Origin of the sequence: Paenibacillus sp. GM2FR, assembly GCF_002803325.1 — a bacterium.
Classification (GTDB): Bacteria; Bacillota; Bacilli; order Paenibacillales; family Paenibacillaceae; genus Paenibacillus_AQ; species Paenibacillus_AQ lautus.
This window is the reverse complement of sequence record NZ_MKZM01000008.1, coordinates 1,082,475-1,101,451: the sequence shown is the minus strand read 5'-3', so window position 1 is coordinate 1,101,451 and position 18,977 is coordinate 1,082,475. Positions and strand designations below refer to the sequence as shown.

14 protein-coding genes and 1 other annotated feature are annotated in these 18,977 nt (G+C 49.9%); of the genes, 5 read left to right on the top strand and 9 right to left on the bottom strand.

Annotated features, from left to right (window positions below; genetic code table 11):
* Positions 1-39: 39 nt before the first annotated feature.
* On the bottom strand, positions 40-441 hold the full coding sequence (locus PAEVO_RS05275; protein ID WP_100536592.1) for a hypothetical protein: 402 nt from the start codon (positions 439-441) through the stop codon (positions 40-42).
* 222 nt (positions 442-663) lie between these two features.
* Here PAEVO_RS05275 and PAEVO_RS05270 point away from each other — a divergent pair, with 222 nt between their 5' ends.
* Entirely contained in the window at positions 664-1,884 is a 1,221-nt protein-coding gene (locus PAEVO_RS05270) for an RNA polymerase sigma factor (RefSeq protein WP_100536591.1), read from the top strand.
* Positions 1,885-2,095: 211 nt separating this feature from the next.
* Here PAEVO_RS05270 and PAEVO_RS05265 read toward each other — a convergent pair whose 3' ends face one another.
* The 3 genes from PAEVO_RS05265 to nirB form a co-directional block, all read right to left on the bottom strand.
* Positions 2,096-2,578, bottom strand: coding sequence for an HIT family protein (locus PAEVO_RS05265; RefSeq protein WP_100539328.1), 483 nt, complete (start codon positions 2,576-2,578; stop codon positions 2,096-2,098).
* Between the two features lie 47 nt (positions 2,579-2,625).
* Positions 2,626-2,851, bottom strand: a binding site (T-box leader).
* Between the two features lie 76 nt (positions 2,852-2,927).
* Positions 2,928-5,066 (bottom strand): assimilatory nitrate reductase catalytic subunit NasC, encoded by a 2,139-nt coding sequence (gene nasC / locus PAEVO_RS05260; protein WP_100536590.1) that lies wholly within the window; start codon positions 5,064-5,066, stop codon positions 2,928-2,930.
* Positions 5,067-5,099: 33 nt separating this feature from the next.
* Positions 5,100-7,268 carry a nitrite reductase large subunit NirB gene (nirB, locus tag PAEVO_RS05255; RefSeq protein WP_100539327.1) on the bottom strand — a complete coding sequence of 723 codons (2,169 nt, stop codon included), beginning with the start codon at positions 7,266-7,268 and terminating at the stop codon, positions 5,100-5,102.
* 442 nt (positions 7,269-7,710) lie between these two features.
* On the opposite strand from nirB, the gene PAEVO_RS05250 reads away from it, so the two are divergent.
* Complete coding sequence (locus tag PAEVO_RS05250) at positions 7,711-8,937, top strand: nitrate/nitrite transporter (RefSeq protein ID WP_100536589.1); 1,227 nt, start codon at positions 7,711-7,713, stop codon at positions 8,935-8,937.
* Positions 8,938-9,091: 154 nt separating this feature from the next.
* Here PAEVO_RS05250 and PAEVO_RS05245 read toward each other — a convergent pair whose 3' ends face one another.
* Both PAEVO_RS05245 and PAEVO_RS05240 read right to left on the bottom strand, forming a co-directional pair.
* On the bottom strand, positions 9,092-9,634 hold the full coding sequence (locus PAEVO_RS05245; protein ID WP_100536588.1) for a VanZ family protein: 543 nt from the start codon (positions 9,632-9,634) through the stop codon (positions 9,092-9,094).
* Complete coding sequence (locus PAEVO_RS05240; RefSeq protein ID WP_100536587.1) at positions 9,631-10,533, bottom strand: M15 family metallopeptidase; 903 nt, start codon at positions 10,531-10,533, stop codon at positions 9,631-9,633. The genes PAEVO_RS05245 and PAEVO_RS05240 overlap by 4 nt, the downstream gene beginning before the upstream one ends.
* A 186-nt stretch (positions 10,534-10,719) precedes the next feature.
* Here PAEVO_RS05240 and PAEVO_RS05235 point away from each other — a divergent pair, with 186 nt between their 5' ends.
* Together PAEVO_RS05235 and PAEVO_RS05230 are read left to right on the top strand one after the other, a co-directional pair.
* Positions 10,720-12,456 (top strand): ABC transporter ATP-binding protein, encoded by a 1,737-nt coding sequence (locus PAEVO_RS05235; RefSeq protein WP_100536586.1) that lies wholly within the window; start codon positions 10,720-10,722, stop codon positions 12,454-12,456.
* Complete coding sequence (locus tag PAEVO_RS05230; RefSeq protein WP_100536585.1) at positions 12,449-14,293, top strand: ABC transporter ATP-binding protein; 1,845 nt, start codon at positions 12,449-12,451, stop codon at positions 14,291-14,293. Before PAEVO_RS05235 ends, PAEVO_RS05230 begins: the two co-directional genes overlap by 8 nt.
* Before the next feature lie 575 nt (positions 14,294-14,868).
* On the opposite strand, the gene PAEVO_RS05225 is transcribed toward PAEVO_RS05230, so the two are convergent.
* The 3 genes from PAEVO_RS05225 to PAEVO_RS05215 all read right to left on the bottom strand — a co-directional run bounded on the left by PAEVO_RS05225 (position 14,869) and on the right by PAEVO_RS05215 (position 17,334).
* On the bottom strand, positions 14,869-15,681 hold the full coding sequence (locus PAEVO_RS05225) for a sugar phosphate isomerase/epimerase family protein (RefSeq protein ID WP_100536584.1): 813 nt from the start codon (positions 15,679-15,681) through the stop codon (positions 14,869-14,871).
* Positions 15,682-15,758: 77 nt separating this feature from the next.
* Complete coding sequence (locus PAEVO_RS05220; RefSeq protein WP_100536583.1) at positions 15,759-16,607, bottom strand: GNAT family N-acetyltransferase; 849 nt, start codon at positions 16,605-16,607, stop codon at positions 15,759-15,761.
* Between the two features lie 109 nt (positions 16,608-16,716).
* Positions 16,717-17,334 (bottom strand): LysE/ArgO family amino acid transporter, encoded by a 618-nt coding sequence (locus tag PAEVO_RS05215; protein ID WP_100536582.1) that lies wholly within the window; start codon positions 17,332-17,334, stop codon positions 16,717-16,719.
* 142 nt (positions 17,335-17,476) lie between these two features.
* Here PAEVO_RS05215 and pdxR point away from each other — a divergent pair, with 142 nt between their 5' ends.
* Positions 17,477-18,928 carry a MocR-like pyridoxine biosynthesis transcription factor PdxR gene (gene pdxR, locus PAEVO_RS05210; RefSeq protein ID WP_100536581.1) on the top strand — a complete coding sequence of 484 codons (1,452 nt, stop codon included), beginning with the start codon at positions 17,477-17,479 and terminating at the stop codon, positions 18,926-18,928.
* Positions 18,929-18,977 lie beyond the last annotated feature (49 nt).

The following is an 18,977-nucleotide window of genomic DNA, read 5'->3' as shown; positions in this document are numbered from 1 at the left end:
TTTTCTTCGTTTCGTGATTTGCCAGACGTTGCAGCAACGTTATATTTTTAACATTCCCATCAATGGCATAATGGTTTTTATCACATTCATGCCCAGTTTAATGTGTGGCACGATTTGTCCCAAAAAGCCCAAACCGCCTACAGCCGCAACTCCCTCTCCTTCCTCAGCCCCTTCGGCTGCCGGAGTGCTTGGAGGACCTCCAAACAAATCGCTTAAAAATCCGGAAATCTGCGCTTTATCCCCGCTCCGAGCAATCGAAGCCGGCATTTTTTGGTTAGCACGAAGTCCGGATAGCGTTACTTCCCGGCCTTGAATCTGATTCAGTTCTCCGATATAGTAGCTGCCGTCCTTCAGAACAACCACGACCGGTTGACCTACCCAATGCTGCGGAGGTCTCGATTTTGAAGCGGTTCTGGATTTCCTTACGCGTTTTGAAGACATATTAGGATCACCTCGCTTCCCTATTCATCATGTAGACATCATATGCAGAGCCGTCTTTCATTCTTGTGCCTTTATAGGATGATTGATATAAATGCGTCAATAACCTAGATTTCCGGCCCAGTCAGCATATGAAAAATGAGGAGAAATTATTTCCGTCGAATGTGGCTTTTTACATCCCTCCGGTGTCTAATAAACTGTAAGGTCAAGAGGAGGTTCTTATTCATGTCAAGAGCTCATGACAATCTCCCTGTTTATCCGGATAACCAGGGAACCCATCGTGCATTTGAAGAGGTGTATGATGAATACCGCCTGAGGATTCGCCATTATCTCGCACTGAAAGTGAATCCGATGGCTGCAGATGACTTAACACAACAAGTGTTCTTAAGGGCAATGGAGAACCTCGATAAGTTTAACGGGAATTCCAGTCTGTTCACCTGGATCTTCAAGATCGCCCAGAACACGGTTAAAAATGAATATCGAAGTATATCACGTAAACATGAGATGCCTTATGACTTTACAAGTTATGAATCACAGTCCATCTCCCTTGATTTTGCCAGATATGTTGATATTCGAATCGATATTAGCGCGGCACTCAAGCAGCTGAACGAGCTTGATCAACAGATTATATCCTTGCGATTTTTCGTGGATTGTACGCTGTCGGAAATATCCAGGATCGTGGGCATGCGCGAGAGTGCGGTGAAAAATCGATTGTACCGGTCCTTGGAGAAGCTAAAGAAAGAATTAAAAGAATGGGGTGACATCACGATTATGTCAATTCTGGATTTGATATCCTTTGAAAGCAAAAGTGAAGTTAGTCATCGTCAGAGCAAAGTGCATCAGGACCTGTTTGAAGAACTTAAGAACAATGTTGAACAGATTGCAGCGAAATATAATCATCAGCCTTCATGTAAAATCGTAATAGAAATCTATCCCGATCTGCCAACATTCCATCAAGCCGTTGGAGAATCGGATGCACCGGATTGGTTCATGGGCACGTTCGATAACAACACGTTAAAAATCGTCTCACCCTTAAACCCGGGGCCCGAGCATACGTATCAATCGATCCTCCGGTCCACCCTGCACTTGTATACCATGTGGTTGATCAGCGACATCAACCCCCTCGCCCCCAAATGGATCCGTCAGGGCATCGGCGGGTACGAAGCGCAGCAAATGTCCGAAGATTTCATTCGAAGCACCACTTCGGAAGCCATCAGCAATCGGGCAATTCCAAGTTTCGAGGATCTCAATGATGTTTCCTGGGATTTTGGCAAAACAGGATTTCAGTTCTCCTATCTGATCGTTGAGTTCATCATTAAAAAATATGGGTTAGGTCCATTAAATCAACTCATCCGCAATCCGGATGGTTATCATGACATTTTCCAGCTTTCCGAAGAAAAGCTTCATGAGCAGTGGGCGAAAGCCCTCCAAGATCAGCTTGTTTAGGTCAAAAGAAGAGAGCGTCCCAAAAGATCTTAGGATCTGGCGGGATGCCCTCTTTTTTCTGTGAAGAAACGCTCCGTGTACGAATCGTTCCCTCCCATCGCTGAGGATTCCGGCTTTTACTGCTTCGCGGGCTAAGTAAAGTGAGCCTGGAGTTCGGATGGCTTCGCTTCCCCATAATCCAGGTATATATTAGAGCTTCCACCACATGAATCTACGGGGCTTTATCAGCAGCTTCATCTCCCCTCATAAACTTCCTGATTCGTGAACACACCTCTTCGATCTGAGATGCATCACCACGAGGGGCATCAGGCCATCCGCTAATTTTGAATCCCCAGAAGGACGAAGGCGTATTCGGATAACGGGGGATCAGATGAATATGCAGGTGCGGAACATGGTCCCCTAATACAAATGAGTAAATATGTTCTGCGCCTACACAGGCTTTTAATGCTCGGCTCACCCGCGTAAGCATCCGTCCAACGGCAGCCGACTCATCGTCTTGCAGCTCTGCCAAACCGGGTACATGACGCTTCAAATCCACGATTAAATATCCGAGATACGCCTCTCCAGAATCCGATGAAATATGGCCTACGTAGAGCAGCTCATCCTCATAAATCGCTCCACCGGAAATTTCGATCTCTCCTCGATGCTTTCGACAGATAAAACAGTCTCTCTCTTGTTCAAACGGGTTAACCATAACAAAGCCCTTCCCTTCGATAAAATATAAAAAGCCTGCCATCTCCATGAAGAGACGACAGGCTTAAAGCCCTCGCGGTACCACTCTACTTGATCCGGTATGCATCGGATCCGCTTTTACGGCCAGATCACGGAGGCCAACCGTCGGAACATACTTCGCTTTCTGTCCCACCACTCATGGGCGAGCTTCGGATTTTTCATGGACTGCATTTCACCATCGCTGCAGCTCTCTGAACCATGATCGTCTCCTACTACTCCCAGTTATCGTGTTTACCTTATCATTAAAATTGTTATTATTATAAATTTCCATATTCATCCTGTCAATGAAGAGTTAGCTTAAGAGTTCGACATTACTCCTGCCTCAAAGGCCTTATCCGGACAGCGGATGTCTTGAACCCGGGCATTTTACAGAACGGATCGAGTTCCGGCCGGGTCGCGTAATTGACATTCTGCACGCCGCCCCAATGCATGGGGACGAACAAGGTGTCTTCTCGGATATGGTCTTTGATTCTGCTTCGAACGGTAAAACATCCATGCTCCGACTGAATTTCTACCCACTCACCGTCCTGAATTCGGTGACGCTGAGCGGTAATCGGATGGATCTCCACGAAATTTTCCAGCTCGCGTGCAAGCAAAGAAGGACTCCTCCTGGTCTGCACGCCGGTCAGATAGTGGGACAGAACACGACCATTGGTCAGAATGAGCGGATATGTCTCAGATACCCCTTTCCATGGATCCCCTTCCGTTACAGAGAACACGGCCTTCCCGTCCGGATGGGCGAACGATTGTTGGAACAGGAGACCAACCCCTGCCTCTTCTGGTGAGGGGCACGGCCAATATACGCCCTTCTCCTGGCGCAATCGGTCATAGGTAATACCGTAGTAGTCCGCAATTCCACCCTTGCTCGCAAGCCGCAGTTCATTGAAGATCTCCTCAGGCTCGTTAAAGTGAAAATAATGCCCCTTCCCCAGCATGTCTGCCATGGAGCACAGAATCATCCAGTCATGACGCGCCTCACCAGGCGCCTTGCGCCCTGCCTCTCGCAGAAGAACCCGTCCCTCCAGATTCGTCAGTGTTCCTTCATTCTCCATGTAGGAGGTGACCGGCAGAACGAGATCAGCTAAATGAGCCGTTTCGGACATAAACATGTCGGCAACTATTAGAAAATCAAGCTTCTTCAAGCCTTCCTCCACAAGCCCGGCATTCGGATTCGACACGATAGGATTGGAGCCCATTACAAAGAGCGATTTAATTACTCCCTGATGAATCAGCTCCATCATCTCATAGGCCGAGACGCCTTTCCCGGGCAGGCTTGAAGGATCCACACCCCACACGGAGGCAATATAAGCCCGATCCTTTTCATTCTCGATCGACCTGTAACCCGGCAGCTGATCGGCCTTCTGTCCATGCTCTCTTCCCCCTTGTCCATTCCCCTGACCGGTGATGGCTCCGTATCCGCAGCCTTCTCTCCCGATTTTCCCCGTAGCCAAGACCAGGTTCAGAAAATGACGAACCGCCAGATGGCCATCCGTCTGCTGCTCCACCCCTCGCGCAGTCAGCACCATGCCTGTATCCGACTCACCATAAGCTAAAGCCGCCTCCCGGATATGCCCCGGCTCCAATCCGCATATACCTGCAGCCTCCGAGAGATCGAAGCTGTTCAAATAAACTCTAAGCTCATCGTAACCGTTCGTTCTTGCTTGAATGAAGGTCTCATCGATGAGCCCTTCATCCATAATGATCTTAAGCATCGCATCCGCCAGTACGGTATCCGTTCCCGGTCTGATCGGCAAATGCATATCGGCCATTGTGGCGGTGGCTGTTTTCCGCGGATCGATGACAATGATCCTCGCCCCATTCTCCTTAGCCTGGTTGAAGTAAGGCAGCAGCGTAGGCTGGCATTCCGCTATGTTGGTGCCGGCCAGCACGATGCAGCGGGCCTTAGGAATATCAGCCAATCGGAACGTCAACCCCCGGTCGATCCCGAAGGTTTTGCTCCCGGCAGAGGCTGCGGCAGACATACAGAAGCGGCCGTTATAATCGATATGGCGGGTACCCAGCGCCACCCTGGCAAATTTCCCGAGCAAATATGCCGTTTCATTGGTCAGCGATCCACCGCCGTATACGGCATTGGCATCAGGTCCATACTGCTCTAATATCCCCTGCATATGTTGACTGGCCACGGCAAAGGCTTCATCCCATGAACATGGAACGAGCTCACCTTTTGAACGGATTAATGGATGCGTCAGGCGCTGCGATTGGACTGCATGCTGATGCGCATGCATGCCTTTGACGCATACCCTGCCCTCCGAAGCGGCGTTCGGAACTCCTTCCACCTTATATTCAGCCCGGCGCTGACCCGGAATGCCGTTCTCACCTTCGGTAACCGTCATCTTGCACTGTACACTGCAGAAAGGACATTGCGTCTCGATTACGGGAGCAGTTCTTGTCGCTTCAGCAGTTGCTTCAGTACGATCCGATTGAAGCATATCCAGACCACCTCTTCCTATTATTCACCTGTTTTAACCGACTTGGGCCTCCCATACATGGCGAGACAGCTTCTCTGCAAGTTCTCTTCGCAGATCATCGTCAAGAACATTCTCCCGGATCGCCGTCACGCCTGTACGTTCCACCCACCTCCACAGCGGTTCCTCATACATGCTGTTCTGACGGTACCACTGCAAACAAGCAGCTACGAGCTGAACGACATCGTCCTCGCGTTCCGCAACACCGATCAGCTGCCCTTCACGGACAGGATGCTCCGCATGTCCGCCGAGATAAACCTCCCAGCCCGCGGGGGAAGCAGAGATTCCGATCCCCTGGACCAGGATGCTGACGGACGATGCCGTGCCATCAGACACTCCTGCACGAACCGGGGAAGGCAGAGACACTTCTCGCCAGGCACTGCGAAGCCATTCTCCGATTCGAAGAATGCCTGCCGCCTCCGGGTTAGAGCCTTCTGTGTCTCCAACCCATACCCTGACCCCTTGATAAGAACCTGAGCCCCCAAAAGAAACATCGTCAAGGGCTTTAATTGCCAGCGCCCGTTCATCATCGTTAACTACACCCGTCATTTCCATTTCAAAATAAAAGCTTAAGGCTGGACGGCACACCTCACATCCGTCCCGCTTCTTCCAGCCCTGATGTAACATGAATTCCGAAATGGAATAACAGCCTTGATCCACGGCATGAACAACCGCTTGCTTCAGTGAAGATTGACCAAGCACCGTGCATTCACATACAGGAACCTCAACTTGCGTTCTGACTGCCGTATGTGTGCCCTCTTTCTTTTTGCCGCTTCGCGTATATTTGACAAGGGCATCCACCATAGGCCGGCAGCCACCGCAGGAACCGGATGCCCTGGTAAACGCCTTCACTTCATCCGAGCTTTCCAGATGATGTTCGGTAATAGCCCGCATGATCGCCGCTTTGCTGACACCATTGCAAGCACACACCGTTTCATCGTCAGGCAGCGCCTCCGCAGCAGATTCGGCTGTGCTGGCGGCTCTGCTTTCAGAAGGTATAAGCTCCGACACAGCCGCACCCTGCTGCACCAATGCCAGCAGCGAGGACCCCTCATTCGTATTTCCGAACAGAATAGCACCCGTAACCCTGCCTTTGCGCATGGTCACTTTTTTATATGTGCCGCATACGGCATCGTAATGCTGAATAGCCGTTTCAGCATCTTCTCCTGATACCAACCCGGCGGAAAATACATCCACGCCCGATACTTTAAGCTGGGAGTAGGGAATCGACCCGCAATAAGGTTCAGCCTCCCGGCCGCAGATGACACGGGCAAGCACCTTCCCCTGCTCATACAGGGGAGCGACCAGACCATAACTAATGCCCCGGTGTTCCGCGCACTCTCCCACGGCATAAATGTTCGGCTCGCTTGTTCTCATGAAGTCATCCACCAGAATCGCCCGCTGCGTTCGAAGGCCGCTTCTTTGGGCAAGCTCCACATTAGGCTTGATCCCTACAGCGAGTACGACTACATCCGCATCAAGCCGCGACCCGTCCATAAACCGAAGGCCTTGAGCCCGGGTACGGCCAACAATTCGCGTGGTGTCCTTTGATAAGTTAAATCGCATCCCCTGAGCTTCAAGTTCCCGCTGCAGCATCATCGAAGCCGTTCGATCCAGCTGTCGGTTCATGATGTAAGGAGCATTATGAACCACTTGGGTTTCCATCCCGAGATGGAGAAGCCCGCGGGCAGCCTCCAATCCCAGTAATCCTCCGCCAATGACAGCCGCCTTAGCGTACATCTTGGACATGTCGGCCATTTGCATACAGTCGTCCACGGTCCGAAACGAAATAACTCCTTCCTTATCCGTTCCGGGGATCGGCGGAATGAAGGGGGATGAGCCTGTTGCTAGAATTAAAGCATCATACGTTTCCCGTATACCGGAGGCTGTCTCAACAGAGCGGGATTTAATATCGATATGACGAACGGTCTCCCCCGCCAACAATCGAATGCCATGCACCTCATACCAGGACCAGTCGTTCAGAATGATATCCTGAAGAGAATGTTCACCTTGAAGAACTTTGGATAACAGGATCCGATTGTAGTTGGGACGAGGTTCCGCACCGAATATCGTAATATCGAAGAGCTCCGGGTCCAGCTTGAGGATTTCCTCTACACATCTTATCCCCGCCATCCCATTGCCAACGACAAGTAGTTTCTTTCTCATCATGAATTCCCTCCATTCCCGCCATGTCATTTTCATGTGAGAAAATGACAAACGCCCTTCCCCCGTGATCAGGGAAAGGGCGTCATTGCCTCGAATTCGGCACATCATTGTGCCGGATTTCAATAATTACAATACATTCAGATTAGTTGATGATCAATTAAATGTCAATATATATAACACTAAATTAATTTTATTGCTGGATAAATAAATTTTTAGATAAATTATGTAAAGTATATTGACATTCATTTAACCTCTTCTCTATAATGTGAATCATCAAAATCATATGTTATTTTACGGACGGGGACACAATGCTGTGTCTTTAGTCTTGGGCAATGAGGCCGCAAATCGTCTTGGCAAAGGGCGAATTGCGGCCTTTTTATGCCTGCAGCTGTGCGTCGACAACGATTAGAGAAAGTACACATTTGGATAAGGAGCGATAACCATGGAGAGAAAAGGATTTTGGCAAAGCGGGCATAAGCCCTCGCTGTTCGGTGCTTTTCTGTATTTTGATATCAGCTTTATGATATGGGGCATGCTTGGACCCCTTGCGGTGGTCATTGCCGCGGATTATCCGATGGACCCGGTGCAGAAGGCAAATCTGGTGGCGCTTCCCGTTCTGGGCGGCTCCATACTCCGACTCGTATTAGGTTTCCTGGCGGATCGCCTCGGCCCCAAACTAACAGCCCAAATTGGAATGGTCGTTACGCTGCTCCCTTTATTATTAGGCTGGCTGTGGGTCGATTCCCTGGATCAATTGTATGTCGTTGCTGTTCTGCTAGGGGTTGCTGGAGCTTCGTTCGCCGCAGCTCTGCCGTTGGCAGGACAGTGGTATCCCAAGGAACATCAAGGTTTGGCGATGGGGATTGCCGGGGCCGGTAACAGCGGCACCGTCCTCGCAACCCTCTTTGCCAATCGGCTCGCCCAACATTTCGGAAGCTGGGAGATGGTGTTCGGACTCGCCATTATCCCCATTGTGTTGGTCTTCATCTATTTCTCGCTGTTTGCGCGCAATAGTCCGAATCGTCCGGCTCCCAAAAAATTATCCGAATATGGAAATGTCCTTAAGCAGCGCGATGCATGGGTATTCTGTGCCCTGTACTGCGTAACGTTCGGCGGCTTTGTGGGACTCGCCAACTATTTGACGATCTTCTTCAACACACAGTATGGTCTCTCAGCGGTTCAGGCGGCGGACATTACCACGATCTGCGTTATAGCTGGGAGCTTCTTCCGCCCTGTGGGCGGCTTTCTGGCTGATCGAATCGGAGGCTCGCGCATGCTGATGTTTCTCTATGCCGGGGCGTCCATCATGCTAATCGGCGTCTCCTTCTTGCCTCCCCTTTGGCTGGTTGTCACGCTGCTGTTTATCGGCATGATGTGCCTGGGTGCGGGAAACGGTTCGGTATTTCAGCTCGTCCCTCAGCGGTTTGGTGGCGAGATCGGTTTGGTTACCGGCATTGTCGGGGCCGCCGGAGGTCTGGGCGGTTATGCTCTTCCGCTTATTCTTGGCCGGTTGTACCAAGCGACAGGCTCATATACCGCAGGTTTCATCATCTTAAGTTTCATTGCCGCGACTTCGCTGGCGCTTACGGTCATAATGCAGCTGAAATGGCGGCGAAGCTGGCTTCGCAGCGTGTCAGCAGGCCCGCAGGCCGGTTCGGCCAAGATCTAGATGAAAGACGCTCAGGTTATAACCCCGTCAAACGATATGAAGGTTAAGAACATGTTAATGCTGCGACCATTACCCGGTATAATACTGGGTAATGGTCATGCTTCTACCTTTATTGTTCCGATACCCTACTATCCAATCCATTTCCATTCCCTACTTATTCGTTCCCAGTTAAAGGCTTATCCGTTCTTCCTCTTCTCTCGTCAATAGGAAGAGTTGTTCCCGCTAAGGTTAGTTTTAGCATGAGAAACACGCCGTATCCGAGCACCCCACCGGCTGTATTCAGGATTAAATCATCCACATCAAAACTTCCCATTGAAAAAACGAGCTGGGAGCATTCCAGTCCCAGGCTCAACCCCAGGGATGTCGTGAAGGAGCCGATGAATCCGAAGAACTTGTTCCTAAGCATAAAACCGACGAATATGCCATTGGGCATAAATATGGCGATATTCCCGAAGAGATTGATCACGTCATGCCCGCTTGATAGGTGCTTCATATTCATTCGAATGGATTCAAAGGGCGTGAAATTGGCAAATTGCAATCGATTCTGTAGATATTCCGGGATCTCGGTGGCTCGATGCAGCTGCTGCCACAAAACCGATAGATCTACGGAACCAAACTTGAATAAAATCACCTTGAGTAAGACATAGAGATACAGCGCATATAGTAACACAAGCATCCATTTATACGATATTTTCATTCCGCATCATCCTTGTTTAGCCGTACCGTCACAATGATTCCGTCGATATTGTTTCCGGATATCTCATACTCGCTTCCTGCCGGTATCTCAATCTCCATATCTTTGGACGTCACGGGTACATACTTTATTTCGTATTCCTTCCCCTCTACGGTTGTTCTATAGCTGGATTGTTCCTTCAGGTAATCCAAATATTCCTCCAATGTAAGATTCAATTCCTTCATGATCATGCTGTGCGGCTGCCCAACATAACGAAAATGCCACGGTTCATACTGAATGCCTGTAATCTCTGTTTTGTCCTGAGGATAGCGAAGAATGAAGCCGTGCGCCCATGCATGCTCCTTCAGCCACTTCCCTTCAGGCGATCGGTCAATCGATTGCTGCGTCGATCCGATATCCATCGAGAGCCCGAGATTATGCTCGCTGTAGCCTGGAGGCAAGGCGTAATCGGAACCTTTTTCACGATATAGCTGTTCTTGCTCGCTCTCATTCCGATACCCGCTGCTGATCATAAAGTGATTGACTCCGTCTTGTCCGGCGGCTTCAATCATATCTCCGAAATTCTCCGCCACACTGCGCGATAACCGGATCGTGTTGTCCAGAACCACATATCCATACATTAAGTCGTTATACTCAAACAATGTTACGATATCCTTCGGCACCGCTTCCGGATCTAGCGGATGATCCTTATTGACCAGGACCAAATTTCCACGTGTCACTTGTTCTTCCGATACCCGGATCGTCTGCTTAGCTGATGGATAATTCGATGGCATGCCGGAATCCGTTTTTGTTTCCTGTCCATCTCTACTGTCCACCCTATCCTTCACGTTCGGTGTCTCCGTCAGAATGGACTCGCATCCGACCAACAGAAATAAAACGAGCATGATTAAACCCTTTTTCAACTTCAACAACTCCCTCTAGCTTGGTCTATCCAGATTAATGAATAGAGTTTAAGGAAAAGTAGGAAAAAGTTAAAGTTTTTCTTAAGAGAGGTGAATCGCACCTGTCCCTTTTCCCTTTGACAAGATTGGAGCCTATGGCTTAACTTGGTATTTAGACTAAAAAGAATAAAGAAGGTGCCATTATTCTTGCTCAAATTATTTCGTTATTTACGTCCCCACTGGGCTGCAGCCCTGCTTGCACCGCTTCTTATGCTGCTGGAGGTTGCCATGGATTTGCTCCAGCCCATTCTCATGGCCAGCATTATTGATCAAGGCGTCATGCAGAACGATACTTCACACATTCTCCATACAGGTCTCATCATGCTGGGTGCGGCTGCCATCGGGCTGCTTGGAGGTCTCGGATGTACGATCTATTCTTCCATTGCCTCGCAGCGTTTCGGTGCCGACCTGCGCCGGGATTTGTTCCGCAAGGTTCAAACCCTCTCGTTCCGTAATTTGGACGATATCTCAACCGGTTCACTTATCACTCGGCTTACGAGCGACATCGTTCAGCTTCAGACCATGATCCAGATGCTGCTGCGCATCTTCGTCCGGTCTCCATTTCTCGCGATTGGAAGTATCATTATGGCGGTGATCATTAGTCCCAAGCTCGCCATCATTCTGGCCATTGCCGTTCCGTTATTGTTCGTTGTGATGTTCTTCCTGATCCGGGCCACCCTCCCTTTATTCGCCACCGTTCAGAAGAAACTCGATAAAGTGAATACGGTCCTGAAGGAGAATTTCGCCGGCATCCGGGTATCCAAAGCATTCGTGCGAGCCGGGTATGAGCAGGATCGATTCCATCAAGCGAATACCGATTTCACGCAAGTTTCGGTTAAAACACAACGGATCGTTGCGCTGAATATGCCTATCCTGACCATGATACTGAACATCAGTATCGTGATTGTCCTATGGCTCGGCGGGAAGAACGCGATTGATGGCTCATTTGAGGTGGGAAGCCTGGTAGCCTTTATCAACTATGTGACACAGGTGCTGTTCTCCGTTTCCTCCGTGGCGATGATGCTGGTTCGAATCTCTACAGCCAAGGTTTCCGCTGATCGTATCCAGGAAGTCATGCATACGGAATCCGAGATCGTGAACGTTGTTCATCCGACGATGAACGCATACAAGCAGGGAGAAATCGTATTTGACCAGGTGACTTTTTCCTATAAACCGGAGATTCAGAAGCCCGTTTTACATCATGTCAGTTTCAAGGTTCGACCGGGGCAGACCGTCGCGATTATGGGGGCAACCGGTTCGGGAAAAACCTCTCTGGTATCCCTGCTCCCCCGCCTGTATGATGTAACTTCCGGGCGGATATTCATCGATGGAACCGATGTGCGACAATACGATTTATCGGCGTTACGCGAACGAATCGGCATCGTCCTGCAAGAATCCATCCTCTTCACAGGCACCATTCGGGACAATATCCGCTACGGAAAAGCGGATGCTTCCGATGAAGAAGTGATTGCAGCAGCCAAGGCTGCGCAGGCGCATGAATTCATTTCGTCCATGCCGGAAGGGTACGATACGATCCTTGGACAAAGAGGCGTGAACCTCTCCGGCGGCCAGAAGCAGCGGATCTCCATTGCACGGGCATTATTGCTTCGCCCCGCCATTCTTATTCTTGATGACAGTACAAGCGCCATCGATATGGGTACGGAGTCCAGGCTTCAGAAAGAGTTGGCCCGGCTGATGAACGGCCGCACCTGCCTCATGATTGCCCAGCGGATCTCTTCCGTGATCGATGCCGATCTTATATTGGTGCTGGATGATGGGAAATTGGTAGCGGAGGGTACGCACAGCGAGCTGCTTGCTTCCTGTGAGTTATACCAGGATATTTATCAATCGCAATTCGGCAAGGAGGTGTCTTCCCATGGCTAAACCGGATCAGGGATCAAAGCATGTCCATGCGGACGCTCCGGATCTGAGCATGCGCGGCGGCAGCCCCATGCGTGGAATGACGATGGCCAAGGCGAAGCCCAAAAATACGATGGGAACGATACGCCGGATCTGGAGTTACATTCAACCATTTAAAGGCGGTATGATCGCTGTTTTCGTGTTCACGCTTATCACAACGATTCTGTCTCTGGTTGCTCCTTACCTGCTGGGAAATGCGGTGGATCATTACATCATTCCCGGAGATTTTAAGGGACTCATGGGGTTGTGTGCGGTGCTTCTTGCGGTTTACGCAGGTACCGCACTCACGGCATGGCTGCAGCAGCATGTCATGGTTAAGGTCTCCCAGCTGTCTATTCAGGCTATGCGGAGGGATATTTTTGCAAGACTTCAAGTCCTTCCGCTGCGATTCTTTGACAGCAAGACGCACGGCGAATTGATGAGCCGCACAACCAACGATATCGAGAATGTCTCGGGGACATTGAATCAGAGCGTAACCCAGCTAATCTCAAGCGTACTGTCCCTGGTTGGATCGCTTGCCATCATGCTGTACCTCAATGTATGGCTGACGCTGCTCAGTATGGTGACCATTCCGCTTGTCATGCTGTTCACAAAGACGGTAGCAAGCCGGACAAGGAAGCATTTCTCCAAGCAGCAAAGCACGCTGGGTGAGCTTAATGGCTTTATCGAGGAAACCGTCTCGGGTCAGAAGGTCGTACAGGTATATCGCCGGGAACGGCATGCCGCTGCGCAGTTCGATGTCATGAACAAGAAGCTGACCGATGCCAGCATTCAAGCTCAGATCTACTCGGGTACCGTCGGGCCGGTTATGAACGTGCTGAATAACGTCAGCTTTGCTTTAATAGCGGCGGTTGGCGGGTACATGGCATTCAAGGATTTTACTACCGTGGGTGTTGTCGTTGCATTTCTAAACTACTCGAAGCAGTTTCAACGGCCGCTGAACGATTTGGCGAATCAATTCAACCTGGTGCAATCTGCTGTGGCGGGTGCTGAACGGGTCTTTGAGATTATCGATACCGAGTCCGAGTACCAAGACAATCAAGACGAGAATGCAGCAGATGACATGTATGGGGAGGTACAATTTGACCGAGTCTGCTTCAGTTATAAGGATGGCGTCCCGATCCTGAAGGATGTTTCACTTACCGCTCGGCCGGGTGAGACCATTGCGCTCGTCGGTCCGACAGGCGCCGGCAAAACCACCATCATCAATCTGCTCACCCGTTTCTATGAAATCGATTCTGGCGTGATCACCATTGATGGGGTCGATATCCGACTGCTTGATAAGGACAATCTGCGGAGCAAGCTGGGAATCGTGCTGCAGGATGCCTATGTATTCTCGGCATCGATTCGGGAGAACATCCGCTACGGCCGGCTTGATGCCTCGGACGAAGAGATCGAAACTGCCGCCAAGCTTGCCAATGCGCATGACTTCATTATGAAGCCGCCCGAAGGCTATGATACGCAGCTTCTCTCGGGTGGAGGCAACCTGAGCCAGGGCCAGCGGCAGCTCTTGACGATCGCGCGCGCGGTGCTTGCCGACCCGGTCATTCTGATTCTGGACGAAGCTACCAGCAGCATCGATACGCGGACGGAGATGCATATTCAGACCGCCATGCGCACCCTGATGCAGGGCCGAACGAGCTTCGTCATCGCTCATCGTCTAAGCACGATCCGTGAGGCTGACCAGATTCTCGTCATGAATCAAGGCGGTATCTCGGAGCGCGGCACACACGAAGAGCTGCTGACCAAACGCGGCTTTTATTACGAGTTATATAACAGCCAGTTTAAGTTAAGCGGTTGAAGCGGCCTTGCTTACAGGCTGCTGACAACAAACAAGAGAGCCGGTTCCATGGAACCGGCTCTCTTGTTTTCTGCATAAGGATAAATGATCTGCGTACAAAAGCGCAGTCTACCACACAACTTCCTTCCCCTTATAACTGAAGGGGGCAGATGCAGACCAAGATAAAGCATCTGTACCAATCCAAGACTAATGGGGATGAGACTCTTACCATTATGCACAACCAGACCCAAACACCTCTATTTTGATCACCCCAGCTCTTTTCGCGAATCGAACGGACACCAGATCCGTTATTTCCATCAAAACAGCTCATTTCGCAAATCGAACGGACACCAGGTCCGTTATTTTAGTTAACATAGGGCGATAATCACACTTTTACGGCGAATAACGTATCTTATGTCCGCTAAACTAGTTAATCTCATCTTTTTTAACTAAATAACGGATGCTCAGTCCATTAACAAAACAAATACAATACGAAACAAATACAATACAATGTAATTCAACGCAATCCAGATGTACTTCCAATGCAATACAAATTCAATGCAATGCAATTCAAGGCAACCATCCCGTCGATCTCATCATTCCAACTCAACCCGACTGGCATTACTCACGATCCGTTTAACAGCCCCGATAATCCATTCCATCTCCACATATTGGTTGCGCGGCGCATTGTATTCGACGCCCCAGTAACCCTTGTATCCGCCTGCGAGCAGGCTCCGTACCTTCTCCTCCGCATCGGGTTGAACCGCTGTTTTCGCGTCAAAATGAGTATGTACCGTCCATGGGGCAACCATCACATCACCTTCAGCCTCATCTGTCTTCCATCTGCCAAGATGAAGCAGAAAACCAAAAGCCGGATGATGGATTTCCTCGGCAAGCCGTTTCATTTCTCGCGGAAGCAGCGATGCACCCATATGATTTTCCGGACCAATGATATAACCGCCATCCGCTGCACGATTCGCATATTCCCGATAACGTTTAACGGTATACTCGAACTGTTCGCAAGTCATCGGCTCCGATCCCTTATAACTGCCGCCGGTGTCGATCCGCACGGTTTCGGCGCCCAGGATTTCAGCGGCATCCAGATGAACCAGCGCATTCTCATACAGCCTCTGTCGAAGCTCCGGGTCAGGATCCCATAGATGCGCTCCGTCCACAGCAAAGTTGGCCACCCTCATCTCTTTCTCATCCAGTGCCTCTCTGATTTTCCGGATGTAGCTCTTATCAGCAAGCTTATAAACGCTGTCGCTGCGATCGATAAAAAAACCGTTCCACAAATCAACCGCATCCATTCGGTACCGGTACTTCACTGTCTCCAAATAACCGAACACATCCATTTTGCCTTCCAGAAACGTATTATAAAAAGAATAACCGCCAATCGAAATGTTCAACTGAATACCTCCTCAGAGAATGGATGAAAGAACTAGCTTCCGTTTATCACACTTCCAAAACACCTACGCATCCTATCTTACTCGATGGTGTATTTAAGATGATGATATTCCCCGCCGGAGTGAAAACCTTTCTTCCTATACAACTGCTCCGCGAGATTTCCCGTCGTTACAAAAAGACGCAGCACAGGATAATCAGGCTCCAAGACGGTTAACGCCCTATCCAGCATCGCGCTCGCCAACCCCATTCCTCGATGTTGGGGTAATACTGCGATACTATAGACGAGTGGCAAGCCCTCCCATAAAGAGATCAAACATACGCCGACGATTTCTTCCGTTGTTCGGTCATATACTACGGAAGATGCTCCCAACAGCTTGGAGGGCACTACGTCAAAATATCGTGCCGCATCATCAGCATAAACCCCGACTTCCCGCTCATCCGGGCCATTAGCATATGCTTCCTTAAACACCTCTGCAATCTTAGACACATCATCTATTGCCGGTTTTCTATGCCAATAATTGAGACTCATCGATGCGTCCAGCTCTTCGGTAGGCCGCATCATGCATTGCCTGGATTCAACCCGAACGAAACCCGTTTCACGAAAAGCGATCTCCTGCTCAGCCAGAACGTTATATGCATGCAGATCCTCTGTCAAATTCCAAGATTTGATGAGATGCCTCTTGATGTCATCGATCATCTTGGTGGTAATTAAATAGGGGGGGATGCCAAATACAAGTCCGATGGAGTTGTCAGACAAATAAACCCCAGCCGCTTTATCGTCACCTGAGATAACCCAGTAACCGTCGTCCGAAGCCGATAAAACCTTGGTTAAATCACCCCAGCTCGGTCTAAACCAATTATTCTTATAATAGGTAGCAAAATATTTCGAGAACACCTTGCGATCCGCCTTTACTAATCTGTATTCCATAACTCCCCCTCCTTATACCCTTTTGAATTAGGCTCATTATATAGGTTGGAAGAAAAGTGGGCAAAGGGATTTATCATCTATAATAAAAAAATCAGGCATCGTGTCCAAGCTAAGATAGAATCAAACGAACCCCCAGGTATACAGCTGTTCCCCACATAATCAACGCTGATATTCGGTTCAACGTGGACAACCATGTCCCTGATGGATCCATCCTTCCCGCTGCCCTGCCTGCTATTCCAAGGCCCAAGAACCACAACCATGAAACTGCGATGCATACAACGGCAAAGACCACTTTATCCATCCCGGCATATTGGAGCGAGCTTGTGCCAATGACCCCCATCGTGTCCAGGACGGCATGCGGATTTAACAAGGATACGGACATGGCAAAAACAATCTGCTTCTTCGAGGTAAACGAACGAGCCTCTTCTTGCGCTTGACCCGAAGGTTTACTCTTCCAGGTCACGATCCCCATATAGACCAGGAAACAGATCCCCAATGAAAACAACACCGTTCGGATCCACTCGTATTCCAGAACAACAACGGATACTCCCAGAACCGCTAATGAGATCAGCAGCGTATCACATAGCGATGCGGTAATCATGGCGGGCAGTGCCTTGACGAAGCGGGCTTGTACCGCTCCCTGATTAAATACAAACACGTTCTGCACGCCCAAAGGAAGAATAAGACCTAAAGCTAGAATGAATCCATGTACAATGACACCTATCATATGCAAATAAACCTCCAACAAATATTTTCACCATTGTAATGGAGGTTTTTGCTTGCGTCTCCAACCAATTGGTTGGCGTTTGACCCAACCAATGAGTTATACTGAGGCATATTCCTACATGAAAGCGGGTTTATCTCTACCTATGGCTGAAGATTGGAAATTGAATAAGCACTCCGATGTGCCACTTCATCAGCAAATTTATGATGATATCAAGCGCAGAATCATGAACGGGGAATGGCCGGTCGGAACCCGGATTCCCACGCAGCGTGATCTGGCTGCCAAATTTCAAGTTAACCGCAGCACCATTGTGTATGCGCTTGGTGAGCTCGCCGCAGACGGTTTAATCGAATCCCGCGTGGGACAAGGGACCGTAATTATCAACAATACCTGGAGTTTACTCGCTGCGACACCTCCGCCTGATTGGAATCAATATGTGAAATCCGGCTCCTATCAGCCCAACATCCATATGATCCAGCAAATCAATCGTGCGGAAACCGATTCGGACATGATCCGTCTCGGAACAGGCGAGCTCTCGCCTGATCTCCTTCCGACTGACCACATGCGGGAGACGTTTAGCGGCAAGATGTCCGGCCGTTTCACCTTGGGCTACTCGGAACCGAAAGGGAGCCTGTACTTAAGAGAGATCATCAGTGAGCATCTGAAAAAGAAAGGGATTATCGCCTCCCCTGCTTCCATACTCATCGTCTCCGGCGGGCTGCAAGGCTTACAGCTGATCTCGCTGGGGCTGCTGCATCACGGCTCCTCCATTTTGGTGGAGAATCCCTCTTACCTGAACTCGATCCATGTGTTTCAATCCGCCGGCATGCATTTGCACGGCATCCCTATGGATGAGAACGGAATCCGAACGGAAGCCATCGGAAGACTCAAGCGCCAACACAGAGCTGCCCTGCTTTATACCATCCCTGCCTTTCATAACCCTACCGGAACGCTGATGTCTGCCGACAGGCGGGCAGAGCTGCTTCGGATTTGCGCACAGGAAAGGCTGCCCTTAATCGAGGATGACGTGTATGGGGATTTATGGCTAGATTCCCCCTCACCACCCCCTCTGAAGGCTTCGGATCAACAAGGCCTGGTGCTCTATATGGGCAGTATGTCCAAAACCCTGGGTCCCGGGCTGCGCATCGGATGGATCGTCGGGCCTGAGCCGGTAATCGACCGGCTGTCCGACATCAAAATGCAAACCGATTACGGCTCCAGCTCACTTTCCCAGCATGCCGTCGCCGAATGGCTCTCCAGCGGGTTATACGAGAATCATCTCGATCATATCCGGGCAGAGCTGATGAGACGCCGAGACTTTACCCTAGCGTTATTGGAGCAATATTTCCACGATATCGCACACTGGAATATCCCTCAAGGCGGATTCTATATTTGGCTTCGCATCAAGAACCTCCTCTCCATTCGCCCTTTATTTGAGCAGGCGCTGAAGGAGAGCATTTTGCTTAATCCGGGAAATATTTATGATCGTAACGACCAGCAGCATCTGCGCCTATCCTATGCTTACGCCTCGTACGATCAGCTGGAGAGCGGGCTTATCCGGCTTGCGGAGCTTATCCGACTCCATGCGTTGTCATGAAAAAAAGGGCTCTCCCGAGGTCTTTGGTCCACAGGGAAGGCCCTTTCCT